We start from the raw sequence: 26,120 nt of genomic DNA on the forward strand, positions 1-26,120 counted from the left end.
ACATCGATTAGAGGGGGTAGGGCGTGGGGACACAGCGGAGCCACCGCCGGACACTCGTCCGGCTCGGCGGACCGGTCTATCTGGAGCTGCTCGCCGGGGTCGCCGCCGGGATCGTCAACATGGTCTGGGTCGCCCGGCTCGGCGGGGACGCGGTCGCCGCCGTCGCCCTCGCCACCAACGTCGAGAACCTGCTCCTCGGCGTCGTCCTCGCGGCCGGCTCCGGCACCACCGTGCTCGTCGCCCGGGCCCGCGGCGCCGCCGACCCCGGGGCCGTCCGCGCCGCCGTCCGCGGCGGGGCCGTCCTGTGCGCGCTGCTCGTCCCGCCCGTCGCCGTCGGCGGCTTCCTCCTCCGCGAGCCGCTCGCCGCGCTGCTCCTGGGCGGAGACCGGGGCGGCGCGTACGGCCTCACCGTCGCCTACCTCGCCGTCTCGCTCCCCGGCACCGCCGTCTTCTACGCCGGGCACGTCCTCGACGGCGTCCTCAAGGGCGCCGGAGACACCCGCACCCCGATGCGGCTCGCCTTCCTCGCCAACGGTCTGATCCTGGTCCTCGACCCGCTGCTCATCCACGCGCACGGGGTGGCGGGCGCCGCCCTCGCCACCGTCATCGGCCGCACGGCCGCCCTCGCCGTCGGAGCGGTCGTCCTCCGCCGCAATCCGCTGCTCAGGGCCGCGCGGGCCACCGCGCCCGCGGGGACCACCGGAGCCGCCGTGCGCCGCACCGCGGCCACCGGGCTGCCGATGGCCGCCGACTTCACCGTGCGGATGGCCGGCGCGCTCGCCCTCGTCGCCGTCGTCGCCCGGCTCGGCGTCTCCGAGACCGCCGCCTACGGCATCGCCGGCAAGGGCATGTACGTCGCCACCATGGCCTTCTACGCCGTGCGCCAGGCCGCCGCCATCCACACCGCCCACCTGCTCGGCACCGGGACCGGCGGGCGCGCGGGCGTCGCCCGGACCGCGGCCCTGCTCGGGGCGGCGCTCGGGACGGGCTTCGCCGCGCTCCTGTGGGCCGGCGCCGACGGGGTGATGCGGCTCTTCGGGGCCGGGCCCGAGGTCGCCCCGGCGGGCGCGCTCTTCCTGCGCTGCCTCGCCGGCTACCTGCCGCTCCTGGGCGCGTACATCGCCGCCGCCGGGGCCTTCGAGGGCGCGGGAGCGAGCCCGTACCTGGCCAGGATCACCGTCGCCGGCGTCCTGCTCCAGCTGCCGCTCGCCGTGGCCCTGTCAGGCCTCGGGCTCCCCGGCGTCTGCCTGGCCATGACGCTCGCCATGGCCGCCCAGTGCGGCGCGCTGGCGGTGCTGCACCGCCGTACCGCGAGAACCGCTCAGGCCGAGCCGGTCAGGACCTTCTCGCGCTCCGGCTGACCCTCCGGGACCGGGATGACCGTGCCGGCCTCGGTGACCGTGTGCTTCCACAGGATCCGGCAGGCCATCAGGGTCGCCGCGATCAGCAGGCCGTTGCGCAGGAACAGCACGCCGATGCCCAGCCAGTCGCTCTGGGTCACGTGCGAGAACCAGACCGGGAACTCGAACTGCGTCACCGCCGTCGCCCACAGGATCAGGTACGCCGGCGTCCGCATCCGGCTGGAGCGGTACACCAGGCAGACCGCCGCCAGGCCGACCAGCCAGATCATGTACTGGGGGGAGATCACCCGGCTCGTCGCGGTGAAGAGCAGCACCGCGACGAAGGCCGCGTCCGCGACCGTCGAGGAGGTGAAGCGGCGCGCCTTGAAGCGCCACAGCAGCAGCCAGCCGAAGGCCGCCACCGTCAGCGCCATCGCGCCCTTCGACACCCAGGACACGTACGGGCCGAGGAACTCGATCGAGCCGTAGTTCATCCGCGCCTCGCCGTCCCAGCCGAAGTGCCGGGCCACGTGGAAGACCATCGCGCCCAGCGACTCGACCTCCGTGCCCCGCTCGCTCTGGAAGGAGAGGAAGGCGAGCCCGCCCGGCATCCACACCATGCACAGCGCGAGGACGCCCAGCGCCGCGCCGGCCGCGACCGGCCAGGCGCGCCAGGTCGCCCGGCCCTTCGGGGTGCCCGCGAGGATCAGCGCCGGCCACACCTTGAGGACCGCGCCGAAACCGGCGAGCGCGCCCAGCACCCGCGGACTGCGGATCGCGGCGAGCAGCCCCGCCACGGCCACGGCGGTGACCATGATGTCGTAGCGGGCGTACGCCGTCGGGCCCATCAGCGGCACCGCCGCCAGCCACAGCCACGCGCCCCGCATCGACCGGCCGGGCCGCTTGCCCGTGTACACGAGCAGCGCGAAGACGGCGGCGTCGCAGAGGAAGGCCAGCACGAAGAAGGCGGCCGAGTAGTTCAGGAACGGCAGCAGGGCGGGGGAGAGGATCGCGAGGGCCGCCGCCGGTGGGTACTGCCAGGTGACGTCGTCCTGCGGGTAGGTGCCGGTCTTCAGGACCTCGTACCAGCTCTGGTAGATCTGCTCCACGTCGCTGGTGACGTCGGGGCCGGGCACCACCACGATCTTGAAGACGCAGATCAGCAGGATGATCCTGGTCAGCGCCCACAGCCCCAGCGGAAGACGCAGTTCCCGCAGTCGCCCAGCCGTGCGCGAGCCGATCTCCACTGCGCCCGTCATACCTGTCCTGTTCCTGTCCTGTCGGTCCGCTCTCGCGGAGAGGGGTGGTGCCGGGCGTGGGGTGCGGTCGCGAGCCATCACGTACTGTCTGTCACGATGCACAAGACCCTGATCGTAACCAACGACTTCCCGCCGCGTCCCGGCGGAATCCAGGCGTTCCTGCACAACATGGCGTTGCGACTGGACCCCGACCGGCTCGTGGTCTACGCCTCCACCTGGAAGCGCGGCCGCGAAGGTGCGGAGGCCACCGCTCTGTTCGACGCGGAACAGCCTTTCACGGTTGTCCGGGACCGCACCACCATGCTGTTGCCCACACCACGTGTGACCGCCCGGGCGACCGCGCTGCTGCGCGAGCACGGCTGCGAGTCGGTCTGGTTCGGCGCCGCCGCCCCGCTCGGCCTGATGGCGCCCGCGCTGCGCCGGGCCGGCGCGAAGCGGCTGGTCGCCACCACCCACGGGCACGAGGCCGGCTGGGCCCAGCTGCCCGCCGCCCGGCAGCTGCTGCGCCGGATCGGCGAGGGCACGGACACGATCACCTACCTCGGCGAGTACACCCGGTCCCGCATCGCGTCCGCCCTCACCCCGGCCGCCGCGGCCCGCATGGTGCAGTTGCCGCCCGGCGTCGACGAGAAGACCTTCCACCCCGGCTCCGGCGGCGACGAGGTCCGGGCCCGCCTCGGCCTCACCGACCGCCCCGTCGTGGTCTGCGTCTCCCGGCTGGTCCCGCGCAAGGGCCAGGACACCCTGATCCGCGCCCTGCCCCGGATCCTGCGGCAGGTGCCCGACGCCGTCCTGCTGATCGTCGGCGGCGGCCCGTACGAGAAGGAGCTGCGCCGGCTCGCCGCCGAGACCGGCGTCGCCGGCTCCGTCCGCTTCACCGGCGCCGTGCCCTGGTCGGAGCTGCCCGCCCACTACGGCGCCGGCGACGTCTTCGCGATGCCGTGCCGCACCCGCCGCGGCGGCCTCGACGTCGAGGGGCTCGGCATCGTCTACCTGGAGGCCTCCGCGACCGGGCTGCCGGTCGTCGCCGGCGACTCCGGCGGCGCCCCCGACGCCGTCCTCGACGGCGAGACCGGCTGGGTCGTGCGCGGCGAATCCGCCGAGGACACCGCCGACCGCGTCACCACCCTCCTGCTCGACCCGGAGCTCCGCGCCCGCATGGGCGAGCGGGGCCGTGCCTGGGTGGAGGAGAAGTGGCGCTGGGACCTGCTCGCGGAACGGCTCAGGGAACTGCTGTGAGACAGGGGGAAGGGCCCGGCGCCGAAGCGCCGGGCCCTTCCCCCTGTCTCACTTGGTGTAGAGCGCCTCGATCTCGTCCGCGAAGTCCTTCGCGACCACGTTCCGCTTCAGCTTCAGCGACGGGGTGATGTGGCCCGCCTCCTCGGTGAACTGGGCGGCCAGGACGCGGAACTTGCGGACCGACTCCGCCTTGGAGACCGCGGCGTTGCCGTCGTCGACCGCCCGCTGGACCTCGGCGAGCAGGTCGGGGTCGTCGCGGAGGACTGCGGCGGTGACGCCGGCCGGCTTGCCGTGCTCGCTCGCCCAGCGGCCCAGGAACTCCTCGTCGAGGGTGACCAGGGCGCCGACGAACGGGCGGCCGTCGCCGACCACCATGCACTCCGCGACCAGGGCGTGGGCGCGGATTCGGTCCTCGATGACCGCCGGGGCGACGTTCTTGCCGCCCGCCGTCACCAGGATCTCCTTCTTGCGGCCGGTGATCGCGAGGTAACCGTCCTCGTCGAGGGTGCCGATGTCACCGGTGTGGAACCAGCCGTCGGCCAGCGCCTCGGCGGTCGCCGCCTCGTTGTTCCAGTACTCCGTGAAGATGTGCTCGCCGTGCAGCAGCACCTCGCCGTCGTCCGCGATCCGCACCACCGAGCCCGGCAGCGGCTGGCCGACCGTGCCGATCTTCGGGCGGTCCCACGGGTTGAAGGCGGTGGCCGCGCACGACTCCGTCAGGCCGTAGCCCTCCAGGACGGTGAAGCCGATGCCGCGGAAGAAGTGGCCGAGCCGCTCGCCGAGCGGCGCGCCGCCGGAGATCGCGTACTCGCCCCGGCCGCCGAGCACCGCCCGCAGCTTCGAGAAGACCAGCTTGTCGAAGAGCTTGTGCTTGAGCCGCAGGCCCAGGGACGGGCCCTGCGGGGTGGCGAGCGCGCGGCTGTAGGCGATGGCCGTGTGCGCGGCCTTGTCGAAGATCTTGCCCTTGCCGTCGGCCTGCGCCTTGGCCCGCGCCGAGTTGTACACCTTCTCGAAGACGCGCGGCACGCCCAGGATCAGCGTCGGGCGGAAGGAGGCCAGCTCGTCCGTGAGGGTCTTGATGTCCGGGAGACAGCCGAGACGGATCGGGGCCATCACCGAGGCCACCTCGATCAGCCGGCCGAAGACGTGCGCGGCCGGCAGGAAGAGCATCACCGAGGACTCGCCGGTGCGGAAGAGCGGCTTCAGGCGCTCCACCACGTTGCCGCACTCGGCGAAGAACGCCCGGTGGGTCAGCACGCAGCCCTTGGGGCGGCCCGTGGTCCCCGAGGTGTAGACGATCGTCGCCGGGTCGTCCGCGTTCGCCGCGGACATCCGGGCGTCCAGGTCCTCGTCCGAGACCTCCGCGCCGGAGGCGGTCAGCCGCTCGACCGCGCCGTCCTCGATCTGCCACAGGCCCGTCAGCGCCGGCAGCCCGCCGCGTACGGACTCCACCGACGCCTGGTGCGCGGCGGACTCCACGATCGCCAGCGAGGCGCCCGAGTCGCCGAGGATCCACTGGATCTGCTCCGGCGAGCTGGTCTCGTACACCGGCACGGTCACCGCGCCCGCGCTCCAGATCGCGAAGTCGAGCAGCACCCACTCGTAGCGGGTGCGGGAGAGCAGCGCGACGCGGTCGCCCACGCCGACCCCGGCGGCGATGAGGCCCTTGGCGGCCCCGCGGACCTCGGCGAGGAACTCCTTGGCGGTCACGTCCGTCCACCCGCCGTCAGGGGCCTTGCGGGCCATCACGGCGACGTCTGGGTGCTGGGAGGCGTTGCGGCGGATGAGATCCGTCAGGTTGCCGTCCGAAGGGACCTCGTACAGGGCCGGAAGGCTGAACTCGCGCAAGACTGCTGCTCCTCATCGGGCTCCGGTGCCACGGCTCTGTGTGCTTGCACCGGTGCGGTCCATGATCGGGCAGGTGCTCGGTGGGGGCGAGCACGACTGTGGACTGCCCGGACGTTACCCACGAGTACGTGGTTCCCGATAGGGGGTTCCGGCCAGATGTTCTCTGCGTCACACCAGCATGACGGCCCTCCGGGCACAGTAATCCACAGCTTTCCGGACTCCCAAGTAACCGCAGGTCCGACGCCCTAAGGTGGACCCCATGCGAGTCCACGTGGTCAGCGACGTGCACGGCAACACCGACGCCCTCGCCCGGGCGGGGGACGGCGCCGACGCCCTCATATGCCTCGGCGATCTGGTCCTCTTCCTCGACTACGCCGACCACAGCCGCGGCATCTTCCCTGACCTCTTCGGCGAGGCCAACGCCGACCGTCTCGTCGAGCTGCGCACCGCCCGTCGCTTCGACGAGGCCCGCGACCTGGGCCGCAGCCTCTGGGCCGGGCTCGACGTCGACCGCGACACCGCCATCGAGGCCGCCGTCCGCCGCCAGTACGCCGAACTCTTCGCCGCCTTCCCCACCCCCACGTACGCCACCTACGGCAACGTCGACATCCCCACCCTCTGGCCCGAGTACGCCCGCCCCGGCACCACCGTCCTCGACGGCCGGCGCGTCGAGCTCGGCGGCCTCGTCTTCGGCTTCGTCGGCGGCGGCCTGCGCACCCCGATGCGCACCCCGTACGAGATCTCCGACGAGGAGTACGCCGCCAAGGTCGAGGCCCTCGGCGAGGTCGACGTCCTCTGCTCCCACATCCCGCCGGAGGTCCCCGACCTCACCTACGACACCGTCGCCCGCCGCTTCGAGCGCGGCAGCCGCGCCCTCCTCGACGCCATCCGCCGCACCCGGCCCCGCTACGCCCTCTTCGGCCACGTCCACCAGCCGCTCGCCCGCCGCATGCGGATCGGCGCCACCGAGTGCGTGAACGTCGGGCACTTCGCTGCGATTGGCCGCCCCTTCGCCCTGGAGTGGTGACGGGGCCGGCACGGGGGCGCGATAGCCTTCCCCCGGCACGTGTCCGTGCCCCTTGACTTCCGCCGGACCGCACAGTGGAGGAGCCACCGCGATGGCCGAACACACCAGCTCGAGCATCACCATCGGGGCGGCGCCGGCCGACGTCATGGGTGTGATCGCCGACTTCGCCCGCTACCCCGACTGGACCGGTGAGGTCACCCAGGCCGAGGTCCTCTCCACCGACGAGGCCGGCCGCGCCGAGAAGGTCCGGCTCGTGCTCGACGCCGGCGCGATCAAGGACGACCACACCCTCGCGTACACCTGGACCGGCTCCCACGAGGTCAGCTGGACCCTGGTCAAGTCCCAGATGCTCCGCTCCCTCGACGGCTCCTACCGCCTCACCCCGCTCGCCGGCGACCGCACCGAGGTCACCTACCAGCTGACCGTCGACGTCAAGATCCCCATGCTCGGCATGATCAAGCGCAAGGCCGAGAAGGTCATCATCGACCGCGCCCTCGCCGGCCTGAAGAAGCGCGTCGAGTCCAAGGCCTGAGCCGCGCCGGGCCCGAGGTCCGAGCCGCGCCGGGTCAGGAGCCCGGGTGCCGGGCTCCTGACCGTCCGGCGCCGGAGCCCGGGCCCCGGCGCGGTAGCGTCACCCGTATGCGGATCATCCTCGTCACCGGAACCGGCGGCGCCGGGCGGAGCACGGTCGCCGTGGCGACCGCGCTCGCCGAGGCCCACGCCGGCCGCCGGGTGCTGCTCGTCCCCGGTGACACGGACCCCGGGCCGGTCGTGGACGGCGTGGGTCCCGGGACGCTCACCGTGCTGCAGACCGACCCCGCCGGGGACTTCCGGCGGGAGTTCCTCGCCCTCCAGGCGCGCTCCGGGACCGTGCTCGACCTCCTCGGGGCGGCGCCGTTCGAGGACGCCGAGCTGACCGAACTGCCCGGCAGCCGCCAGTTCGCCCTGCTGCGGGCGCTGCGCGAGGCGGCCGCCGGCGACCACGACGTCGCCGTCGTCGACCTGCCGCCGCTGCGCGAGGCGCTGACCGTGCTCGCCCTCCCCGAACAGCTGCGCCGCTACCTCCGCCGGCTGCTGCCGCCCGAGCGCCAGGCCGCCCGCGCGCTGCGCCCGATGCTCGCCCAGCTCGCCGGCGTGCCCATGCCCGCCCAGTGGCTGTACGAGACCACCGCCCGCTGGGAGCGGGAACTCGCCGCCGTCCAGGCCGTCGTCGAAGCCCCCGGCACCACCGTCCGGCTCGTCCTCGAACCCGGACCGGCCGCCACCGCCACCCTCCGCGAGGCCCGCCTCGGCCTCGCCCTGCACGGCCTCGTCCTCGACGCCGTGATCGCCAACCGGCTCCTCCCCGCCGCCTCCGAGGACCCCTGGCTCGCCGCCCTCACCGCCGAGCAGCACCGCCGGCTCGCCGCCCTCCGCGCCGACGCCGGCGAGCTCCTGCACGAGCTGCCGCACCTCGGCCGCGAGCCGCGCGGCCCCGAGGACCTCGCCCTGCTCGCCGCCGTACGCCCCGGCCCGCCCCCCGTCCCCGCGCCCGCCCCGGCCGTCGAGGACCGGCGCGACCGGGACGGCGTCCTCGTCTGGCACCTGCCGCTGCCCGGCGCCGTCAAGCAGGACCTCTCCCTCGTCCGCAGGGGCGACGAACTGCTCCTCGGCGCGGGCCCCTTCCGCCGCACCCTGCCCCTCCCCGCCGCCCTGCGCCGCTGCACCGTCACCGGCGCGGGGCTCGTCGACGGGGACCTCGCGATCCGCTTCGCCCCCGACCCCGGACTGTGGCCCGAGCCCTCCTGACCGCCGCCCCCGGGCGTGTACCGTCGAAGGAAGGGAAGCGACGGAGGAGTACGCCATGAGCAGCGATCCGGACGCCTGGGCCGACGCGTGTGCCGAGGACCTGGAGGCGGAGAAGGCCCGCCGCCGCGCGCGGCACGGGGAGGAACCCGGCTCGCCCGCCGAGGAGTTCCGCAAGCTCTTCGAGGCCGTCGCCGAGAAGCTCACCGGCGGGCTCGGCGCCGCCGCCCCGCTCTTCGGCGGCCAGGCCGCGGGCGCCGCCGCCCAGGCGGCCGAGACCGTCAAGGGCCTCGTCAACCAGGCGAAGGCCGCCGTCGAGCCGGTCATCGAGCGCAATCCGCAGGTCTTCGACCACCTCGCCGCCGCCGGCAGCGAGCTCCTCGCCGCCTACCGCTCGGCCGTCGAGGGCCACGAGACCCGCTGGACCCGCGGCCCCGGCCTCGACGAGGACGACCCCCGCCGCACGCCCGGCGGCGAGGACCGGGACGACCACGAGGACGGCGGCGACGGCCCGGCCACCGGCCGCCCCATCGACCTGGACTGATCAGTACGGCGCCTCCCCTCGGGTACGGTGGGCCCTAGCGGGGCTCGACCGAAAACTGAGGGACACATGGGACTCACCATCGGCGTCGACATCGGCGGCACGAAGATCGCGGCCGGCGTGGTCGACGAGGAGGGCAGCATCCTCGACACGCACACGGTGCCCACCCCGCCGACCTCCGAAGGCATCGTCGACGCCATCTGCGCCGCCGTCTCCGAGGCGGGCAAGGGCCACCCGATCGAGGCCGTCGGCATCGGCGCGGCCGGTTACGTCGACGACAAGCGGGCCACCGTCCTCTTCGCCCCGAACATCGACTGGCGGCACGAGCCGCTGAAGGACAAGGTCGAACAGCGCGTCGGCCTCCCCGTCGTGGTGGAGAACGACGCCAACGCCGCGGCCTGGGGCGAGTACCGCTTCGGCGCAGGCCAGGGCCACGAGGACGTCATCTGCATCACCCTCGGCACCGGCCTCGGCGGCGGCATCATCATCGGCAACAAGCTGCGCCGCGGACGCTTCGGCGTCGCCGCCGAGTTCGGCCACATCCGGGTCGTCCCGGACGGCCTGCTCTGCGGCTGCGGCAGCCAGGGCTGCTGGGAGCAGTACGCCTCCGGCCGCGCCCTCGTCCGGTACGCCCGGCAGCGCGCCGCCGCGACCCCCGAGAACGCGAAGGTCCTGCTCTCGCTCGGCGACGGCACCCCCGAGGGCATCCAGGGCAAGCACGTCAGCGAGGCCGCCCGCGCCGGCGACCTCGTGGCCGTCGACTCCTTCCGCGAGCTGGCCCGCTGGGCCGGCGCCGGTCTCGCCGACCTCGCCTCGCTCTTCGACCCGTCCGCGTTCATCGTCGGCGGCGGCGTCTCCGACGAGGGCGAGCTCGTGCTCGACCCGATCCGGAAGTCCTTCCGGCGCTGGCTGATCGGCGGCAGCTACCGCCCGCACGCGCAGGTCCTCGCCGCGCAGCTGGGCAACAAGGCCGGTCTCGTCGGCGCCGCGGACCTGGCCCGACAGGGCTGAGCCCGCCGCGTTCCCACGGGTCGATGCCCGTCGCGCCCTCTGGGGCGGGGCGGGCATCCGGCCTATGTTGGGGCCATGGCCCTCGACGCGACCGGCGCGCTGCCGGCCTCCCGTACCGAGCCGGACGGCTCCGCCGTGGTCCGGATCCTCAGCTACAACATCCGCTCGATGCGCGACGACGAGGACGCCCTCGCCCGGGTGATCCGGGCCTGCGCGCCCGACGTCGTCCTCGTCCAGGAGGCGCCGCGCTTCTTCCGCTGGCGCAAGCACGCGGCCCGGCTCGCCGCCAAGAGCGAACTGGTCGTCCTCTCCGGCGGGGCGACCGCCGCGGGACCGCTGCTGCTCTGTTCGCTGCGCGCCACCGTGGAGCGCACCGAGGACGTGCTGCTGCCGCTCACCCCCGGCCTGCACCGGCGCGGCCTCGCCACCGCCGTCGTCCGCTTCGGGGCCGCCCGGCTCGGCCTCGTCAGCTGCCACCTGAGCCTGCGGAAGGACGAGCGGTACGCCCAGGCCGGCCTGGTCCTCGACCGGGTCGCCGCGCTGGGCACCCCGTACACGATCGTCGCGGGCGACCTCAACGAGCGCCCCGGCGGCCCCGCCCACGCCCGGCTCACCGCGACGCTCCGGGACGGCTGGACGAGTGCCCCGCGGGGCACCGGACACACCCACCCCGCCGGGAACCCGCACCAGCGCATCGACGCGATCCTGGCGACCCCCGCCGTCGAGTTCCTCGGCTGCGGAGTCCCCACCGACCTGCCCCCCACCGACCTGACCACCGCCACCGACCACCTCCCGGTGCTGGCGGCGGTCAGGCTCCGGGCGGAGGGCTGACCGGGGCCCCGGCACGCGCCCGGCGGACGGAGTCCGCCGCAGCCGGCCGAAGCCCGGGAGGCGCCCCGGCGCCGAGCGGTGCGAGGGCCGCGTCGGGAGGAACAGCCCACCTCCCGGTGCCGGCGGCGGTCAGGCTCCGGGCGGAGGGCCGGCGGCCGGGGCGGTCACGGGGAGGTCAGACCACCGCGCCGCGGCCCGGGTCGTCGTAGCCGTCCCCGTCCTCGTCGTCGCCCTTCATCCGGGCCACCAGGGTCACGAAGCCGCCCAGGAAGCCGCCGACGCACAGGGTGGTGAGCCACCAGGTCATGTCCCAGCGGAAGAGGACCGCGAGGAGCATCAGGACCGGGCCGCCGACCACGGCGAGCCAGGCGAACTTGGTGGTGGTGTCGGCCTCGGGGAGCGGCGGGGGCTCCGGCGGCACGAAGTGGCCCTCGTCCGAGCTCCCGGGGCCCGCCTCGGGCGGCTCGGCCGGGCTGTAGTCGCGCGGCCCGCCGCTCGGGCGCACCCCGGGCGCGAAGGTGACCGAGCTGCCGAGGGCCGGCTTCCCGGCGCCGGGGCCGTCCCCGGCACCGTCCCCTTCGTCCTCGGGCTCCGGCGCGGGCGGCTCCCGCCGCGTCTTGTCCGGCTTCGGCACGTCCGCGCCCGAGGCCGAGGGCGAGGGCGAGGCCTCGCGGGCCTCGCGGGCGTCGAGCTCCTCCGGCTCAGGGAGCCGCAGGTTCTCGATCGGCCGGAAGGGCCGGGTCCCGGGCGGGTCCACGGGCTCCTCGCCGTACCCCGCGACGATCGCGGCCCACGCCGCTTCCTCGTCGATGGGCTGCGGCTCCCGCTCGCCACCGTCCTGCTGGTCAGCCACCGCTCCTGCTCCCCTTCCCGCCCACGAGTCCCGGGGCGAGACGCTCGACGAACGCCAGACTCTCCTCGAAGATCCTCTCCGCGTCATGGTCCAACGTCGCGACGTGGTAACTCTGTTCCAGCAGGATCTCCGTCACGTCGGCGGAGGAGACCCGGCCGAGGATCCGGGCCGAGTCGGCCGGCGGGACCACGTGGTCCCGCGGGCTGTGCAGCAGCAGGAGCGGCTGCGTGACCTGCGGCAGCTCGCCGTCGACCTGCCGGAAGAACCGCCGCAGCGAGTGCGCCGCGTGCAGCGGCACCCGGGTGTAGCCGATCTCGGTCACGCCCTCCTTCGCGATGTCGCTGGCGATGCCCTTCGTCGTGGGCACGAGGTGCCGCACCACCGGCAGGGCGTGCGCGGCGAGGCCGTGCACCTTGTTGCCCGGGTTGACGAGCACGATGCCGCGCACCGCGTCGCCGTGCTTCGCCGCGAGCCGCAGGGTCAGCGCCCCGCCCATGGAGAGACCGAAGACGAAGACGGTGGAGCAGCGGGCGGTCAGCTCGCGCAGCGCCCGGTCCACCTCCGCGTACCAGTCGTGCCAGGTGGTGAGCTGCATGTCCTGCCAGCGCGTGCCGTGCCCGGGCAGCAGCGGCACGGACACCGTCAGGCCGCGGTCCGCGAGGTACTCGGCCCACGGGCGCATCGACTGCGGGGAACCGGTGAATCCGTGACAGAGAAGGACGCCGACCTCTCCGCCCTCATGGCGGTACGGCTCGGCTCCGGGAAGGACCGGCACCGGGGTCTCCTGTTCGGTCTGCGGCTCCGGTGCGCCGGGGCGCCGGAACCGGTGCGGAGATGGGGGAAGGGACCTTCACGGTACGCGACCGGACCGACACCGACCAGGGCCGCAGCCGGGGCGGCCGGTCGGTACGGGATAAAGTCGTCACGACGGCACACGGAAGGCATGGCGAGTTGATCTACGGCGCAATGAAGTTCTCCATTGGAGGCTCCCTGAAGCTGGCCTTCCGGCCCTGGGTGGAGGGCTTGGAGAACATTCCCGCCGAGGGCCCCGCGATCCTCGCCAGCAACCACCTGTCCTTCTCGGACTCGTTCTTCCTGCCGGCCGTCCTGGACCGGAAGGTCACCTTCATCGCGAAGGCGGAGTACTTCACCACGCCCGGTGTGAAGGGCCGGCTGACGGCCGCCTTCTTCAAGGGCGTCGGCCAGCTCCCGGTGGACCGCTCGGGCGCCCGTGGCGCCGGCGAGGCCGCCATCAGGGCCGGCATCGAGGTCATCGAGGGCGGCGGCCTCTTCGGCATCTACCCCGAGGGCACCCGCTCGCCCGACGGCCGGCTCTACCGCGGCAAGCCCGGCGGCCTGGCCCGGGTGGCGCTGGCCACCGGCGCCCCGGTGATCCCGGTCGCCATGATCGACACCGAGAAGATCCAGCCGCCCGGCAAGGTCGTCCCGAAGCTGATGCGCCCCGGGATCAGGATCGGCAAGCCGCTGGACTTCTCCCGCTACCACGGCATGGACGGCGACCGCTTCATCCTGCGCTCGGTGACCGACGAGGTCATGTACGAGATCATGAAGCTCTCCGGGCAGGAGTACGTCGACATCTACGCGACCGCCGCCAAGCGGCAGCTCGCGGAGGCCGAGAAGGCCGCCAAGGAGGCCGTGAAGGCGGAGATCGCCGCACGGGAAGAGTCCGGCGCCTGACCCTCCCGTCAGGGAGCGCCGGCGGGGGGTGGGGGAGATGGCCAAGCGCGAGCGTGTCGTGCGCATGTCGGTGGAGCAGCCGCTGTGGCGTGCGCTGACCGGCTACCGGGTCCTGACGATGGTCTACGCGGTGCTGATCTTCGTCACCGGCCGGGACCGCTACGAGCGGCCCTGGATCGCCGTCGCCTACCTCGCGGTGCTCTGCGTCTGGACCCTCGCCACCCTTCCCAAGGTGGCGAACGCGGCCAGCTGCACCAAGCGCTTCCTCGTCGCCGACCTCACCGTCGCCCTCACCGGCATCCTCCTCACCCCGCTCGCCGACGCCCACGCCCAGTCCATGGACGGCCCCACGCTGCCGACCATATGGACGGCCGGCTCGGTCCTCGCCTACGCCATCAAGGGCGGCTGGCGCTGGGCGGGCCTCGCCTCCTCCCTGGTCGCCGTCGCCAACATCATCGAACGGGCCCACCCCAGCCGGGACACCGTCCACAACGTGATCCTGGTCTGGGTGGCCTCCATCGCCATCGGATACGTCGTCGAGGTCGCCCGCGCCTCCGAGCGCACCCTCGCCCGCGCCCTGGAGATCGAGGCCGCCACCCGGGAGCGGGAGCGGCTCGCCCGCGACATCCACGACAGCGTCCTCCAGGTCCTCGCGATGGTGCAGCGGCGCGGCACCGCCCTCGGCGGCGAGGCCGCCGAGCTGGGCCGGATGGCCGGCGAGCAGGAGGTCGCCCTGCGGACCCTGGTGGCCGGCGGTCTCACCCGTACCAGCCACGTCTCCGAGGACGAGTCCGAGGGGGCGGTCGTCCGGGTCGTCGAGGTCGACGACGAGCCCGCCGACGACACCCCGGTCGACCTGCGCACCCTGCTCGCCCCGCGGGCCGGCGCCCGGGTCACCCTCTCCGACCCCGGGGTGCCCGTGCCGCTGCCCGCCGGGGCCGCCCGCGAACTGGCCGCCGCCGTCGGCGCCGCCCTGGACAATGTCCGGGTGCACGCGGGCGCGGACGCGCGCGCGTGGATCCTGGTCGAGGACTGGGACGACGAGGTCATCGTCACCGTCAGGGACGACGGCCCGGGCATCCCGGAGGGCCGGCTCGCCCAGGCGGAGGGCGAGGGCCGGATGGGCGTCGCGCTCTCCATCCGGGGGCGTCTGCGCGATCTGGGGGGCACGGCCGAGCTGATCTCGGTCCCCGGCCAGGGCACCGAAGTCGAACTGAAGGTCCCGCGACCCGCGCGGGGCGCACGGGGGAAGGCAGGAGAGCAGTGAACGAGGCGCAGAGCCCGGCGGAGCAGGACCGGACCATCAAGGTGATGGTCGTCGACGACCACCCCATGTGGCGGGACGCGGTCGCCCGCGACCTGGCCGAGGCGGGCTTCGACGTGGTCGCCACCGCCGGCGACGGCGAGCAGGCCGTCCGCCGCGCCCCGGCGGTCGCCCCCGACGTCCTCGTCCTGGACCTGAACCTGCCGGCCAAGCCGGGCGTCCAGGTCTGCAAGGAGCTGGTCGGCTCGCTGCCCGGCCTGCGGGTCCTGGTCCTCTCGGCGAGCGGCGAGCACGCCGACGTCCTGGAGGCCGTGAAGTCCGGCGCCACCGGCTACCTGCTGAAGTCGGCGGGCGCCGAGGAGCTGATCGACGCGGTCCGCCGCACCGCCGTCGGCGACCCCGTCTTCACCCCGGGCCTCGCCGGTCTGGTCCTCGGCGAGTACCGCCGCCTCGCCTCCGAGCCCGCGCCCGCCGCGGGCGCCGGGGAGCCCGAGGCGCCGCGCCTCACCGACCGCGAGACCGAGGTCCTCCGGCTCGTCGCCAAGGGCCTCAGCTACAAGCAGATCGCCGAGCGGCTCGTCATCTCGCACCGCACCGTGCAGAACCACGTCCAGAACACCCTCGGCAAGCTCCAGCTGCACAACCGCGTCGAGCTGGTCCGGTACGCGATCGAGCGCGGCCTCGACGAGGGCTGACCGGCCGAGTGGCCGAGCGGGGCGCCGACAGCGGCCGTATATTCGGGCGCATATGCGGCCTTTCGGCGAGAGGACTGTCGTGGAGATCCTGGCATTCGGCGTGCAGGCGGACGAGAAGCCGATGATCGAGAAGGCGTTCGCGGGCCACCACGACGTCCGCTGCCTCGACGTCTTCCTCACCGAGGACACCGCCCCCATCGCGGCCGGCTACGAGGTCATCTCCACCAGCGTCAACGCGATCCTCGACCACCGGGTCCTGCAGACCCTGGCGGCCGGCGGGACCCAGATGATCGCCCAGCGCTCCACCGGCTTCAACAACATCGACCTGGAGGTCGCCGAGCGCCTCGGCCTCACCGTCGCCCGGGTCTCGTTCTACTCGCCGTACTCCGTCGCCGAGTTCGCCTGGACCCTGGCCATGGCCGTCAACCGGCGGATCGTCCGCGCCTCCAACCGCACCCGCGACTTCGACTTCCGCCTCGACGGGCTGATGGGCCGCGACATGCGGGGCCGTACCGCCGGCGTCCTCGGCACCGGCAAGATCGGCGAGGCCTTCGCCCGGATCGCCCACGGCTTCGGCATGCGGCTCCTCGGCTGGGACGTCGCGGAGAACCCCGCCTGCGCCGACCTCGGCATGGAGTACGTCGAGAAGGACCGGCTCCTCGCCGAGGCCGACCTCGTCAGCCTCCACGTGCCGCTGCTGCCCGCCACCCACCACCTCATCGACGCCGCCGCCCTCAAGGCCATGAAGGACGACGCGATCCTGGTCAACTCCAGCCGGGGCGGCCTCGTCGACACCGACGCCCTCGTCACCGAGCTCCGCGCCGGCCGCTTCGCCGGCGTCGGCCTCGACGTCTACGAGGCCGAGGCCGGCCTCTTCTTCCTCGACAAGTCCCTCGCGGGCGTCGAGGACGACACCCTCGCCCGCCTCGTCACCTTCCCGAACGTGGTGGTGACGAGCCACCAGGCGTACTACACCGTCGACGCGGTCGGCCAGATCATCGACACCACGGTCCGGAACGTCCTCGACTACACCCAGGGCAGGCGCGGCGAGAACGTCCTGGTCCCGCGGGCCGCCTCCTAGACCAGCACCCCGGCGAGCAGCGAGGCCGTCACCGAGGCCCCCTCCAGCGTCAGCACCGACTCCGGGTGGAACTGCACGCCCGCGAAGCCGGGGCCGCGCAGCGCGTGCACCTCGTCCGTCGCCGCGTCCCGGCTCACCTCGATCCGGTGCAGCGCCAGCTCCGTCGCCTCCCGCTCGTCGCAGCGCGCCGTGAAGCTGTTGTAGAAGCCGACCGTCCGCTCCTGCCCGAAGAGGCCGATCCGCACCTGCGCGCCCTGGAACGGGGTCCGCTTGCGCACGATGTCCAGGCCCAGCTCCGCCGCGATCAGCTCGTGCCCCAGGCACACGCCGAGGAGGCCGTGCCGGTGGCCGCGCAGCAGCTCGGAGGTGAGCCCGCGCAGGAACCGCATCTTCGGGTCGGCCGCGTCCGTCGGATCGCCCGGGCCGGGCCCGAGCACCACCGGACCCTCGTGCGCGAGCGCCAGCTCCCGCAGCCCCGGCTCGTCGTACCGCAGCACCGACACCTCCAGGCCCGAGGAGCGCAGCAGATGCGCCAGCATCGCGGTGAAGGTGTCCTCCGCGTCGACCACCAGCGCGTGCCCCGTCAGCTCCGCCGACCGGGTCTGCATCCGCAGCCAGAACGGCGCCAGGTCCGCCCGCCGGGCGTCGAGCGCGGCGCGCACCCGCGGATCGTCCGCCAGCCGCGGCCGCGACGCGGAGTCCTCCGCCGGGCGCCCCTCCCGCACCCCGAGCGCCGCCAGGACCGCCGCCGCCTTCGCGTGGGTCTCCGCGACCTCGCCCGCCGGGTCCGAGTGCCGCACCAGGGTCGCCCCCACCGGCACCCGGAGCCGCCCGTCGGCCGCGATGTCGGCGGTGCGGATCAGGATGGGGGAGTCCAGGGTCTGCGCCCCGTTCGCGTCCGTGCCGAGGAGCGCGAGCGCCCCCGCGTAGTAGCCGCGCCCGCCGGCCTCGTGGCGCTCGATCACCCGGCAGGCGTTCTGCACCGGGGAGCCCGTCACGGTCGCCGCGAACATCGTCTCCCGCAGCACCTCCCGCACGTCGAGCGAGGACCGGCCGCGCAGCTCGTACTCGGTGTGCGCGAGATGGGCCATCTCCTTCAGCCGGGGCCCGATCACCACCCCGCCCATGTCCCCGACCGTGCACATCATCTTCAGCTCCTCGTCGACCACCATGGAGAGCTCCTCGGTCTCCTTGCGGTCGGCGAGGAAGCCGAGCAGCCCCTCGGCGGTCGGCGCGCCCCCGTCCGGGTAGCGGTACGTGCCGCTGATCGGGTTCATGACCACGGTCCCGCCCGCCATCCGCACGTGCACCTCGGGGCTGGCCCCGACCAGGCACCGCTCCCCGGTGTGCACGACGAAGGTCCAGTACGCGCCCCGCTCGCCCGCGAGCAGCCGCCGGAAGAGCGCCAGCGCGTCGGCCCGCCCGAAGCCCCCGATCTCCCCGGTGTACGTCCGCCGGATGACGAAGTTCGCGCCCTCGCCGCCGCCGATCTCCTCCTCGATCACCCGCCGCACGATCCCCGCGTACTCCTCGTCGGAGACGTCGAAGGCCCCGCCGGAGACCTCGACCCGGTGCGCGGGCAGCGCGTCGAGCACCCCGGCGAGCGGCAGTTCGTACGTCTCCTCGGCGACCAGCACCGACAGCGGCGTCCCGTCGTCCCGCACGTCGAAGCCGCGCTCCCGGATCTGCCGGAACGGCACCAGCGCGAGCGCGGGCCGCTCGCCCACCGGCAGGTCGGCGAGCCGCTCGGCCTCGTGGACGGCGCCGATCAGCACCTCGACGGTGTCGTGGTCACGGCCCGGGGTGCGGCGGCGCAGCAGCGCGAACGGCGGGGCGGAGTCGTCGAGGAGACGGGAGAGGTCGAAGTCCATGGCAGTGGGTTCCTTCCGGTCGGAGTACGGAGAGGAACGGCCTCGCGGGTACGAGAAAGGCCGCCCCTCGGGCGGCCTTCGCGTGGTCTTCGGATACGCGCAGTCAGTGGGCCGCCGGAGGGACGGTCCACCACCAGTTCTGGTTCGAAGGCGCGTACATGCGAGCACTGTAACCCAGGCGGACACGGGAACGGGGCCCGTCCCACGCCTCGGAAGGCGTGGCACGGGCCCCGTCCGCGGGGCTCGACCGGATCAGACGATCAGGTTGTACGCCTGCCAGCCACCGCCGACCTGCGCCTTGGGGGCGTAGGGGTTGGGGTAGCCGCCGGTGTTCTTGTAGAAGAACAGCATGCCGGAGGCGTCACGGGCGATCAGGTCGGCCTTGCCGTCCTTGTCCAGGTCGCCGGGGCCGACCATCAGGTTGTACGCCTGCCAGCCGCCGCCGACCTGGGCGCGGGTGGCGTACGGGTTCGGGGAGCCACCCGTGTTCTTGTACAGCCACAGGACGCCGGTCTTGTCGCGGGCGATCAGCTCGGGCCTGCCGTCGCCGGTCATGTCGCCGGTGCTGATCAGCTCGTTGTAGACCTGCCAGCCGCCGCCGACCTTGACGCGGGTCGCGAACGGGTTCGGGGAGGCGCCCGTGTTCTTGTACAGCCACAGCACGCCGGAGGCGTCGCGGGCGATCAGGTCGGGCCTGCCGTCGGCGTTCATGTCGCCCACGCCGAGGAGCTTGTTGTAGACCTGCCAGCCGGCGCCGACCCGGAGCCGCGCCTTGAAGGGCGTGTTCGGGTTGCCGGAGCCCTGGTAGTACCAGAGCACGCCGTCCTTGTCCCGGGCCACCGCGTCCCCGGTCCCGTCGGCCCGCAGGAACGACATCGGCGTGATGACGTCGTACGCCTGCCACCCGGGGCCGACCCGGTACTTGGTCAGGAACGGCGCGGTCGCGCTGCCGGAGCCCTGGTACTGCCAGAGGACGCCGGAGGAGTCACGGGCGACGATGTTGTGGCGGTTCGTCGTGCTGACGGGGGCGGCGGCGTCGACCACCTGGACGTCCTTGGACTGCACCCACGCGATGCGGTGGTTGTAGTGGATCGGGATGAACCTGGTCGTCCCGTGGACGCGGGTGCCGTCCTGGTTGTAGGCGCTGTAGTAGTAGTCGCCTGCGACCTCGGCGCCTGCGGCGACGTACGCCTGGCCCGCCGGGATCGTGTACTTGGTCAGCGGGTCCTCGTTCTTGAAACGGCCATAGATGTCGTCCTGGATGGGGACGCCCGTGCCCGCGTAGTCCTCACGCGCGGGGTAGGCGCGACCGTAGACCTTGACCGCCGTCGTACCGACCGGCTTCACCACCGTCTTGGCCGTGCTCACCAGGGACGTGTACTGGCCGCCGGGGTTGTAGAACCAGGCCTTTTGACCGCCGTACCAGATGGCGGTCCAGTTGCCCGAGGTCCCGGCGACGACGTACTGGCCACCCGCGACGACCTTGTTGCCCCAGTTATCGCCGTAGCTGTACAGGTAGTTCGCCGGCAGGTACGGGTCGGAGATCGGGGTCGCCGTGGACGGCGACGCGTACAGGTACCCGAAGTTGGCCGGCTGCGCGGGCGCGGTCTGGGTCGTGCCGTTCTCGTCGCGGTAGTTCAGCTTCGGCTGGTTGGCCGAGGTGAACGGCGGGACCACCCGGACCGTCTGACCGGCCTGGAGCACACCGCCCGCGCCCCCCGCGCCGACCGGCGCGCCGAGCTTGGTCATGAAGTGGTTCCAGTCCCAGAACGGACCCGGATCCCAGTGCACGCCCCCGGCGAGGGGATCGGCCACGCCTGGCACCTCGTCGTGACCGATGATGTGCTCACGCGTCAGCGGCACCTTGTACTTGGTCGCCAGGTACTTCACCAGCTCCGCGGTGGTGTCGTACTGCGACTGCTTGTACCAGTTGCTGCCGCCCTTGATGGCGTAGCCCTCGTGCTCGACGCCGATCGAGTGCATGTTGACGGTCTTGTTGCCGGCGTGGAACGCCTCGTTCTTGGTCTCGACCATCTGCGTGACCTTGCCGGTCGCGTCCACGATGTAGTGGGCGCTGGCCCACCGCTCCGGGTCCTTGAACGTGCTCACGGCACCCGCGAGGGTTCCCTCGACGTCGTGGATCACGATCTGGCGGACGTCGAAGGCGCCGTCACCGTACGGGACGCGGGTCGCGATGTTGTAGTTGCCCTTGTCCTCGACGTACGCGGCCGAGTCGTAGGTGCAGACCAGGCCGGCCGGGCACTCGGGCGTGGTCGCCGTCGTCGCGGCGAACGCCGCGGCCAGCGGCACGTTCGAGGGCTTGACCGGCTTGACCGCCGGGTCGGCGGGAAGGACGACCTGCTCCCCGTCGGTGGTGAGCTCCGTCTCGCCCGTCTTGATCGACTCGAAGACGCGCTTCGCGAACTGGTCCGCGCCCTTGCGGTCGGAGGACTGGCTGTAGCGGGCCACGGCGGGGTACCAGTCGCCCGGCTCCTCCGACAGCTCGGCGCCCGCCTGCTTCTGGTACTCGGCGAGCAGCGCCGCGCCGGCCCGGATGGAGGCGTTGGGGTCGTTCTGGACGGTCTCCGTCGAGCTGTCGATCAGCTCGGCGGCCTTGTCCAGGGTGTGCAGCTTCGGGTTGTCGGTGTCGACGTCCTGCTTGGGCAGCGGCGCCAGCAGCTTCTTCTTGTCGATCTTCTTGTCGAGCGAGGGGTCGCCGGTGCCGTTGACGAGGTGCTCGATGTGTTCGTCCGAGTCCTCCAGGTCCTCGGGGTCGACCTTCGTCAGGCCCATGACGTTGTAGTCACCGGTGACGCTCGGCTGCCCGTCGTGCGACTCCCACCGCGTCTGGCGGTACGACACCGCCATCAGCACGCTCTGCGGTACGTCGAACTCCTCCGCCGCCGCGGCGAACTGCTCCTGGAGGGAGGGGGTGCCGCCGGGCTTCGCGTCGTCGGTCGCGCCGAGGAGGCTCGGCGAGGCGACCGCGAGGGTGCCGATCGTGGCGGTCGCGACGACCGCGGCCGCCGCTCCGTACAAGAGCCGTTTCTTCTTGCGATCCCTGCGGTGCCTCTGGGTCACGCCCACCCCTGTGTGTCAGCTATGTACTTGGCGAGCAGGTTTGCTCGTTTGCTAAACGCGGGTGAGGGTAACACCACTCGATGGCGTGAAGATCGCGTCCGGACATCATGGACGCGCGTCTCAGCCACTGGGCAGGGGACAGGACAGGACGAAGAACCCCGTACTGTGGTCCGTGTGACCGTGAACGCTGAATCCCACGCCGTCGCCAAGGCGACCTGGCGAGACCTGCCCGCGGCGCAGCAGCCCGAGTACCCCGATGCCGAGGCTCTGCGCGATGTGATCGCGGACCTCGAGTCGTATCCTCCGCTCGTCTTCGCCGGCGAGTGCGACCAGCTGCGCGCCCGGATGGGAGCCGTCGCCCGTGGCGAGGCGTTCCTCCTCCAGGGCGGCGACTGCGCAGAGGCGTTCGACGCGGTGTCGGCCGACCACATCCGGGCCAAGCTGAAGACCCTGCTCCAGATGAGCGCCGTCCTGACGTACGCGGCCTCCGTGCCCGTCGTGAAGGTGGGCCGCATCGCCGGGCAGTACTCCAAGCCCCGCTCCAAGGGCACCGAGACCCGCGACGGCGTGACGCTCCCCACCTACCGGGGCGACTCCGTCAACGGCTTCGACTTCAACGAGCAGGCCCGCGTCCCGGACCCCGAGCGCCTCAAGCGGATGTACAACGCCTCCGCCTCCACGCTCAACCTGGTCCGCGCCTTCACCACCGGCGGCTACGCCGACCTGCGCCAGGTCCACGCCTGGAACCAGGACTTCGTGAAGTCGTCCCCCTCCGGCCAGCGCTACGAGCAGCTGGCGCGCGAGATCGACAACGCGCTGAACTTCATGAAGGCCTGCGGCACCGACCCGGCCGAGTTCAAGGCGGTGGAGTTCTACTCCTCGCACGAGGCGCTGCTCCTCGACTACGAGGGCGCCCTCACGCGTACCGACTCCCGCACCGGCAAGCTGTACGACACCTCCGGCCACATGGTCTGGATCGGTGAGCGCACCCGCCAGCTGGACCACGCCCACATCGAGTTCGCCTCGCAGATCGCGAACCCGATCGGCATCAAGCTGGGCCCGACGACCTCCCCGGAGGAGGCGCTGACGTACATCGAGCGCCTCGACCCGGACCGCGAGCCGGGCCGCCTGACCTTCATCGTCCGCATGGGCGCCGACAAGGTCCGGGACAAGCTCCCCGAGCTGGTCGAGAAGGTCACCGCCTCGGGCGCCACCGTCGCCTGGGTGACCGACCCGATGCACGGCAACACCTTCGAGGCGGCCTCGGGCCACAAGACCCGCCGCTTCGACGACGTGCTCGACGAGGTCAAGGGCTTCTTCGAGGTCCACAAGGCGCTGGGCACCCACCCGGGCGGCATCCACGTCGAGCTCACCGGTGACGACGTCACCGAGTGCGTGGGCGGCGGCGACGAGATCTTCGTCGACGACCTGCACCAGCGCTACGAGACGGCCTGCGACCCGCGCCTCAACCGGAGCCAGTCGCTCGACCTCGCGTTCCTCGTGGCCGAGATGTACCGCGATCAGTAAGTAGCTTCACACGACGATGGGGCGCGGATCCTTGTGATCCGCGCCCCATCGTCGTCACCAGGGCTTTTGGGCTCCCCGCTCGCCGGGTAAGGTTAGGTTAGCCTAATCGATCTCGGCGGGAGGTGATCCGCGTGTACGTCTGCTCATGCTTCGGTGTCACGGAGAAGCAGGTCAAGGAGCACGCGGAGGCCGGCGCCTGCACGCCCCGCCAGATCGCCTCCGCCTGCAAGGCGGGCACGGACTGCGGTTCGTGCGTCCGGCGCATCCAGGCCATCCTCGGGCGGGGGAACTGCCCGCGCCGTGAGCTCCTCGACCAGGGCCGGCCGGCCCTCGCGCCGGAGACCTCCGACCTGTCCGAGGCCGCCTAGCTCGGCTGCTCGATGAGCGTCGAGAGGTAGAGCGCCTCGCCCAGCGACTCGATCAGCTCCAGCTGGGTGTCCAGGTAGTCGATGTGGTGCTCCTCGTCCGCGAGGATCTCCTCGAAGAGGTTGGCCGAGGTGATGTCGCCCTTGGCGCGCATGACCTCGATGCCCCGCTTGAGGCGGTCGATCGCCTCCACCTCGACCTGGCGGTCCGCCTGGAACATCTCGGTGACGGTCTGGCCGACGCGCACGTGGAAGAGCCGCTGGTAGTTGGGCAGGCCGTCGAGCATCAGGATGCGCTCGGTCAGCTTGTCCGCGTGCTTCATCTCGTCGATGGACTCTTCGCGGGTGTACTTCGCGAGCTTCGTCCAGCCCTTGTTGTCCTGGATGCGGTAGTGCAGCCAGTACTGGTTGATCGCCGTGAGCTCGCCGGTGAGCTGCTCGTTCAGAAATTCCAGGACCTCGGGGTCGCCCTGCATCGCTCCAGGTTCCTTCCATCACGGAATGTGTCCGACCCCTCACAGGGCAGGATGGCCGCATCCTCGCACTCCGAATGGGGGTCGTCCAGTAAGTGCAGGCTTAGTAGGAGTTGCCCGAATGGACGCGTCCGGGTGGGTGGCTGGTCATGACCACCCCTCGCCGTCTGTCACCATGGAGGACATGGTTCAGCCGGAGAGCGGGGTACACCGGGACGTGGGGATGCCGGAGATGTCGCCCGAGCTTCCGCCGGGGCAGAGGCTCCAGCGCGGCTGGCCGGTCACCCATTACGGGCCCGTGCCCAAGTTCAAGCCGGAGCGCTGGGAGTTCCGCGTCTTCGGCGCGACCGCCGACGGCGACAAGCGCTGCTGGAACCACGAGGAGTTCTCGGCCCTGCCGTTCTCCACGGTCGTCGCCGATCTGCACTGCGTCACCAAGTTCAGCATGCTCGGTGCCGAGTGGGGCGGGGTCGCCGCCCGTACGGTCCTGGACCTCGCACCCCCCGCGCCGCACGTCACCCATGTGATGGTCTGGGCCGAGTACGGCTACAGCGCCAACATGCGACTCGCCGACTTCGCCGCCGAGGGCACCATCTTCGCCACCCACAAGGACGGCGAGCTGCTCACCGCCGAGCACGGCTTCCCGCTGCGGCTCGTCGTGCCGCACCTGTACGCGTGGAAGGGCCCCAAGTGGGTCCGGGGCGTGGAGTACATGACGGCCGACCGCCGGGGCTTCTGGGAGGAGCGCGGCTACCACAACATCGGCGACCCGTGGACCGAGCAGCGCTACTCGTACCAGGAGGAGCCGGGCGACGGCCCGGAGCTGTAGCGGCCCCGGGCCGTCGCGTCCGGCTCCGTCAGTGGTGGTACCGGTGGACCACCGCGTGGCCCTTGCCGCGTCCGATCAGCCACTTGTTCACCGGCGTGGTGACCAGGAAGGCGACGAGGAAGGCGAAGGCGAGCGCGCCCCAGAAGAGGGCGTCGTCCAGGTGGGCGTCCATGGCGCCCGGGACCAGCAGCAGCACGCCGTTGTCGACGATCTCCATCACGAGGATGGAGAGGGTGTCGGCGGCGAGCGCGACCTTGAAGGCGGACGCGAAGTCCAGGCCGGCGGCGAGGACGCCGCGCAGCGTGAGCGCGTAGCCGAAGAAGAACGCGAGGGCGATCGCGAGGACCATGGTCGGCGCGTTGCCCCAGCCGAGCGCGGTGCCGATGATCATGCCGAGGACCTCGCCGATGGCGCAGCCGGTGAGGCAGTGGAGGGTGGCCTTCGCCGCCATGCCCCAGGACGCCGTCCCCCCGCCGCCGTGACCGGCGTGGTGGTCGTGGTCGTGGTCGGCGTGAGGGCCGTGACCGGCGTGGTGGTCGTGCGTTTCGTGCTCCATGGGGGTCCCCCCACCTCGGGTAGCGGCTCCTGCTTCCTCGGGAACCGTATACCCCCTCGGGGTATTACTCAATCGAAAACGATCAGAAGTCGATCATCCTCGGAGCTTCTTCAGCAGCTCGATGTCGGCGACGTGACCTTCCCTGCCGCCCGGGGTCTCGATGATCAGCGGCACGCCGTCGGTGGCCGGATGGCGCAGCAGCTGCCGGAACGCCTCCTCGCCGATGTGGCCGACGCCGATGTTGGCGTGCCGGTCCTTGTGCGCGCCGACGACGTCCTTGGAGTCGTTGGCGTGGATCAGCCGGAGCCGGCCCTCGCCGACCGTGGCGACCAGCTCGTCCAGGGTGTCCACGGCCCCGCCCGGCGCGGTCAGGTCGTGGCCGGCCGCGAAGATGTGGCAGGTGTCGAGACAGATCCCCAGCCGGGGGTGGTGGTCCAGGGCGTCGAAGTACGGGCCGAAGTCCTCCGCCTTGGAGCAGAGCGAGAAGCCCTGGCCGGCCGTGGACTCCAGGAGGAGGTACGGGTCGTCCTCGTGGGTCAGCTCGTCGAGCAGCGGCAGCATCCGCTCCCGTACCTGCGCCAGCGCCTCCGCCCGCGGGCGGCCTCCGGTCGCCGAGCCGGTGTGCACGACCACGCCCTTCGCGCCGATCTCCCGGCCGCGCCGCAGCGAGTGCCGCAGCGACTCCACGGACTTCTCGACGGTGGCCTCGGTGTGGGAACCGAAGTTGATCAGATAGGGGGCGTGGACCCAGGCCGAGATCGACTCCTCGGCGCACTCCTCCCGGAACCGCTCGTCCTGGGCCGGGTTTCCGGCCGGGGTGGCCCAGCCGCGCGGGTTGGCGACGAAGACCTGGACGGTCTCGGCGCCCAGCTCGCGGGCGTAGCCGAGACCGGTCGTGGCGAGACCGCCGGCCACGGGGACGTGGCCGCCGACGGGGTTGCGCATG

25 protein-coding genes are annotated in these 26,120 nt (G+C 72.5%); 15 read left to right on the forward strand and 10 right to left on the reverse strand.

Going from position 1 to position 26,120, the window contains the following annotated elements:
- The first annotated feature begins 23 nt into the window (after positions 1-23).
- The gene (locus tag ABZ621_RS03690) at positions 24-1,361 is read left to right on the forward strand and encodes an MATE family efflux transporter (protein WP_360600307.1); all 1,338 of its coding nucleotides are present in this window, start codon (positions 24-26) and stop codon (positions 1,359-1,361) included.
- On the opposite strand, the gene ABZ621_RS03695 is transcribed toward ABZ621_RS03690, so the two are convergent.
- Positions 1,322-2,599, reverse strand: a complete 1,278-nt coding sequence (locus tag ABZ621_RS03695; RefSeq protein ID WP_360600309.1) for a glycosyltransferase family 87 protein — start codon at positions 2,597-2,599, stop codon at positions 1,322-1,324. The genes ABZ621_RS03690 and ABZ621_RS03695 overlap by 40 nt on opposite strands.
- Positions 2,600-2,695: 96 nt before the next feature.
- Between ABZ621_RS03695 and ABZ621_RS03700 the strand changes: the two genes are divergently transcribed.
- Positions 2,696-3,838 (forward strand): glycosyltransferase family 4 protein, encoded by a 1,143-nt coding sequence (locus tag ABZ621_RS03700; protein WP_360600311.1) that lies wholly within the window; start codon positions 2,696-2,698, stop codon positions 3,836-3,838.
- Positions 3,839-3,886: 48 nt separating this feature from the next.
- Here ABZ621_RS03700 and ABZ621_RS03705 read toward each other — a convergent pair whose 3' ends face one another.
- Complete coding sequence (locus tag ABZ621_RS03705) at positions 3,887-5,686, reverse strand: AMP-dependent synthetase/ligase (RefSeq protein WP_360600313.1); 1,800 nt, start codon at positions 5,684-5,686, stop codon at positions 3,887-3,889.
- Positions 5,687-5,945: 259 nt separating this feature from the next.
- On the opposite strand from ABZ621_RS03705, the gene ABZ621_RS03710 reads away from it, so the two are divergent.
- The 6 genes from ABZ621_RS03710 (at position 5,946) to ABZ621_RS03735 (ending at position 10,881) form a co-directional block, all read left to right on the forward strand.
- Positions 5,946-6,713 (forward strand): metallophosphoesterase, encoded by a 768-nt coding sequence (locus tag ABZ621_RS03710; protein ID WP_360600315.1) that lies wholly within the window; start codon positions 5,946-5,948, stop codon positions 6,711-6,713.
- A gap of 91 nt (positions 6,714-6,804) precedes the next feature.
- Positions 6,805-7,245, forward strand: coding sequence for an SRPBCC family protein (locus ABZ621_RS03715; protein WP_360600317.1), 441 nt, complete (start codon positions 6,805-6,807; stop codon positions 7,243-7,245).
- A 107-nt stretch (positions 7,246-7,352) separates the two neighbouring features.
- Complete coding sequence (locus ABZ621_RS03720; protein ID WP_360600318.1) at positions 7,353-8,501, forward strand: ArsA-related P-loop ATPase; 1,149 nt, start codon at positions 7,353-7,355, stop codon at positions 8,499-8,501.
- Between the two features lie 55 nt (positions 8,502-8,556).
- Positions 8,557-9,042 (forward strand): DUF5304 domain-containing protein, encoded by a 486-nt coding sequence (locus ABZ621_RS03725; protein WP_360600320.1) that lies wholly within the window; start codon positions 8,557-8,559, stop codon positions 9,040-9,042.
- Between the two features lie 66 nt (positions 9,043-9,108).
- Positions 9,109-10,050: an ROK family glucokinase gene (locus ABZ621_RS03730; RefSeq protein ID WP_169085630.1), complete on the forward strand. Its 942-nt coding sequence runs from the start codon at positions 9,109-9,111 to the stop codon at positions 10,048-10,050.
- Between the two features lie 75 nt (positions 10,051-10,125).
- On the forward strand, positions 10,126-10,881 hold the full coding sequence (locus ABZ621_RS03735) for an endonuclease/exonuclease/phosphatase family protein (protein WP_360600323.1): 756 nt from the start codon (positions 10,126-10,128) through the stop codon (positions 10,879-10,881).
- Between the two features lie 175 nt (positions 10,882-11,056).
- Here ABZ621_RS03735 and ABZ621_RS03740 read toward each other — a convergent pair whose 3' ends face one another.
- The gene (locus ABZ621_RS03740; RefSeq protein ID WP_360600325.1) at positions 11,057-11,734 is read right to left on the reverse strand and encodes a hypothetical protein; all 678 of its coding nucleotides are present in this window, start codon (positions 11,732-11,734) and stop codon (positions 11,057-11,059) included.
- Positions 11,727-12,509: an alpha/beta fold hydrolase gene (locus tag ABZ621_RS03745; protein ID WP_360600327.1), complete on the reverse strand. Its 783-nt coding sequence runs from the start codon at positions 12,507-12,509 to the stop codon at positions 11,727-11,729. The genes ABZ621_RS03740 and ABZ621_RS03745 overlap by 8 nt, the downstream gene beginning before the upstream one ends.
- Positions 12,510-12,700: 191 nt before the next feature.
- Between ABZ621_RS03745 and ABZ621_RS03750 the strand changes: the two genes are divergently transcribed.
- The 4 genes from ABZ621_RS03750 (at position 12,701) to ABZ621_RS03765 (ending at position 16,472) form a co-directional block, all read left to right on the forward strand.
- A complete protein-coding gene (locus ABZ621_RS03750) occupies positions 12,701-13,432 on the forward strand; it encodes a lysophospholipid acyltransferase family protein (RefSeq protein WP_360600329.1) in 732 nt (243 codons plus the stop codon).
- Between the two features lie 37 nt (positions 13,433-13,469).
- Complete coding sequence (locus ABZ621_RS03755) at positions 13,470-14,699, forward strand: DUF5931 domain-containing protein (protein WP_360600331.1); 1,230 nt, start codon at positions 13,470-13,472, stop codon at positions 14,697-14,699.
- A gap of 44 nt (positions 14,700-14,743) precedes the next feature.
- Positions 14,744-15,391, forward strand: coding sequence for a response regulator transcription factor (locus tag ABZ621_RS03760; protein WP_360600811.1), 648 nt, complete (start codon positions 14,744-14,746; stop codon positions 15,389-15,391).
- Between the two features lie 79 nt (positions 15,392-15,470).
- Entirely contained in the window at positions 15,471-16,472 is a 1,002-nt protein-coding gene (locus ABZ621_RS03765) for a 2-hydroxyacid dehydrogenase (RefSeq protein WP_360600333.1), read from the forward strand.
- On the opposite strand, the gene ABZ621_RS03770 is transcribed toward ABZ621_RS03765, so the two are convergent.
- The 3 genes from ABZ621_RS03770 to ABZ621_RS03780 form a co-directional block, all read right to left on the reverse strand.
- Positions 16,469-18,343, reverse strand: coding sequence for an anthranilate synthase family protein (locus ABZ621_RS03770; protein WP_360600335.1), 1,875 nt, complete (start codon positions 18,341-18,343; stop codon positions 16,469-16,471). The two genes, ABZ621_RS03765 and ABZ621_RS03770, sit on opposite strands and share 4 nt — an antisense overlap.
- 103 nt (positions 18,344-18,446) lie before the next feature.
- Entirely contained in the window at positions 18,447-18,503 is a 57-nt protein-coding gene (locus ABZ621_RS03775; RefSeq protein WP_360600813.1) for a trp operon leader peptide, read from the reverse strand.
- A 92-nt stretch (positions 18,504-18,595) separates the two neighbouring features.
- The gene (locus ABZ621_RS03780) at positions 18,596-21,424 is read right to left on the reverse strand and encodes an N-acetylmuramoyl-L-alanine amidase (RefSeq protein WP_360600337.1); all 2,829 of its coding nucleotides are present in this window, start codon (positions 21,422-21,424) and stop codon (positions 18,596-18,598) included.
- A gap of 180 nt (positions 21,425-21,604) precedes the next feature.
- Between ABZ621_RS03780 and ABZ621_RS03785 the strand changes: the two genes are divergently transcribed.
- Both ABZ621_RS03785 and ABZ621_RS03790 read left to right on the forward strand, forming a co-directional pair.
- Positions 21,605-22,951, forward strand: a complete 1,347-nt coding sequence (locus tag ABZ621_RS03785) for a class II 3-deoxy-7-phosphoheptulonate synthase (RefSeq protein WP_360600815.1) — start codon at positions 21,605-21,607, stop codon at positions 22,949-22,951.
- A gap of 122 nt (positions 22,952-23,073) precedes the next feature.
- Positions 23,074-23,319, forward strand: coding sequence for a (2Fe-2S)-binding protein (locus ABZ621_RS03790; RefSeq protein ID WP_360600339.1), 246 nt, complete (start codon positions 23,074-23,076; stop codon positions 23,317-23,319).
- On the opposite strand, the gene bfr is transcribed toward ABZ621_RS03790, so the two are convergent.
- Positions 23,316-23,792 (reverse strand): bacterioferritin, encoded by a 477-nt coding sequence (bfr, locus tag ABZ621_RS03795; protein WP_030493020.1) that lies wholly within the window; start codon positions 23,790-23,792, stop codon positions 23,316-23,318. The genes ABZ621_RS03790 and bfr overlap by 4 nt on opposite strands.
- Positions 23,793-23,973: 181 nt before the next feature.
- On the opposite strand from bfr, the gene ABZ621_RS03800 reads away from it, so the two are divergent.
- Positions 23,974-24,618 (forward strand): sulfite oxidase-like oxidoreductase, encoded by a 645-nt coding sequence (locus ABZ621_RS03800; protein ID WP_360600341.1) that lies wholly within the window; start codon positions 23,974-23,976, stop codon positions 24,616-24,618.
- Between the two features lie 28 nt (positions 24,619-24,646).
- Here ABZ621_RS03800 and ABZ621_RS03805 read toward each other — a convergent pair whose 3' ends face one another.
- Positions 24,647-25,174: a DUF4396 domain-containing protein gene (locus ABZ621_RS03805; protein ID WP_360600343.1), complete on the reverse strand. Its 528-nt coding sequence runs from the start codon at positions 25,172-25,174 to the stop codon at positions 24,647-24,649.
- A 93-nt stretch (positions 25,175-25,267) separates the two neighbouring features.
- A complete protein-coding gene (locus ABZ621_RS03810) occupies positions 25,268-26,119 on the reverse strand; it encodes a deoxyribonuclease IV (protein WP_360600345.1) in 852 nt (283 codons plus the stop codon).
- Between the last annotated feature and the right edge of the window lies 1 nt (position 26,120).

Source organism: Streptomyces sp. NPDC007863 (genome assembly GCF_040633895.1).
Taxonomy (GTDB): Bacteria; Actinomycetota; Actinomycetes; order Streptomycetales; family Streptomycetaceae; genus Streptomyces.

Bases quoted from the DNA above. Each gene is read 5' to 3' on its own strand.
- ABZ621_RS03720 (WP_360600318.1), top strand. From the start codon at position 7,353: ATGCGGATCATCCTCGTCACCGGAACCGGCGGCGCCGGGCGGAGCACG.
- ABZ621_RS03755 (WP_360600331.1), top strand. From the start codon at position 13,470: ATGGCCAAGCGCGAGCGTGTCGTGCGCATGTCGGTGGAGCAGCCGCTG.
- ABZ621_RS03800 (WP_360600341.1), top strand. From the start codon at position 23,974: ATGGTTCAGCCGGAGAGCGGGGTACACCGGGACGTGGGGATGCCGGAG.
- ABZ621_RS03750 (WP_360600329.1), top strand. From the start codon at position 12,701: ATGAAGTTCTCCATTGGAGGCTCCCTGAAGCTGGCCTTCCGGCCCTGG.
- bfr (WP_030493020.1), bottom strand. From the start codon at position 23,792: ATGCAGGGCGACCCCGAGGTCCTGGAATTTCTGAACGAGCAGCTCACC.
- ABZ621_RS03730 (WP_169085630.1), top strand. From the start codon at position 9,109: ATGGGACTCACCATCGGCGTCGACATCGGCGGCACGAAGATCGCGGCC.
- ABZ621_RS03735 (WP_360600323.1), top strand. From the start codon at position 10,126: ATGGCCCTCGACGCGACCGGCGCGCTGCCGGCCTCCCGTACCGAGCCG.
- ABZ621_RS03710 (WP_360600315.1), top strand. From the start codon at position 5,946: ATGCGAGTCCACGTGGTCAGCGACGTGCACGGCAACACCGACGCCCTC.
- ABZ621_RS03725 (WP_360600320.1), top strand. From the start codon at position 8,557: ATGAGCAGCGATCCGGACGCCTGGGCCGACGCGTGTGCCGAGGACCTG.
- ABZ621_RS03700 (WP_360600311.1), top strand. From the start codon at position 2,696: ATGCACAAGACCCTGATCGTAACCAACGACTTCCCGCCGCGTCCCGGC.
- ABZ621_RS03715 (WP_360600317.1), top strand. From the start codon at position 6,805: ATGGCCGAACACACCAGCTCGAGCATCACCATCGGGGCGGCGCCGGCC.
- ABZ621_RS03760 (WP_360600811.1), top strand. From the start codon at position 14,744: ATGGTCGTCGACGACCACCCCATGTGGCGGGACGCGGTCGCCCGCGAC.
- ABZ621_RS03770 (WP_360600335.1), bottom strand. From the start codon at position 18,343: ATGGACTTCGACCTCTCCCGTCTCCTCGACGACTCCGCCCCGCCGTTC.
- ABZ621_RS03810 (WP_360600345.1), bottom strand. From the start codon at position 26,119: ATGCGCAACCCCGTCGGCGGCCACGTCCCCGTGGCCGGCGGTCTCGCC.
- ABZ621_RS03695 (WP_360600309.1), bottom strand. From the start codon at position 2,599: ATGACGGGCGCAGTGGAGATCGGCTCGCGCACGGCTGGGCGACTGCGG.
- ABZ621_RS03805 (WP_360600343.1), bottom strand. From the start codon at position 25,174: ATGGAGCACGAAACGCACGACCACCACGCCGGTCACGGCCCTCACGCC.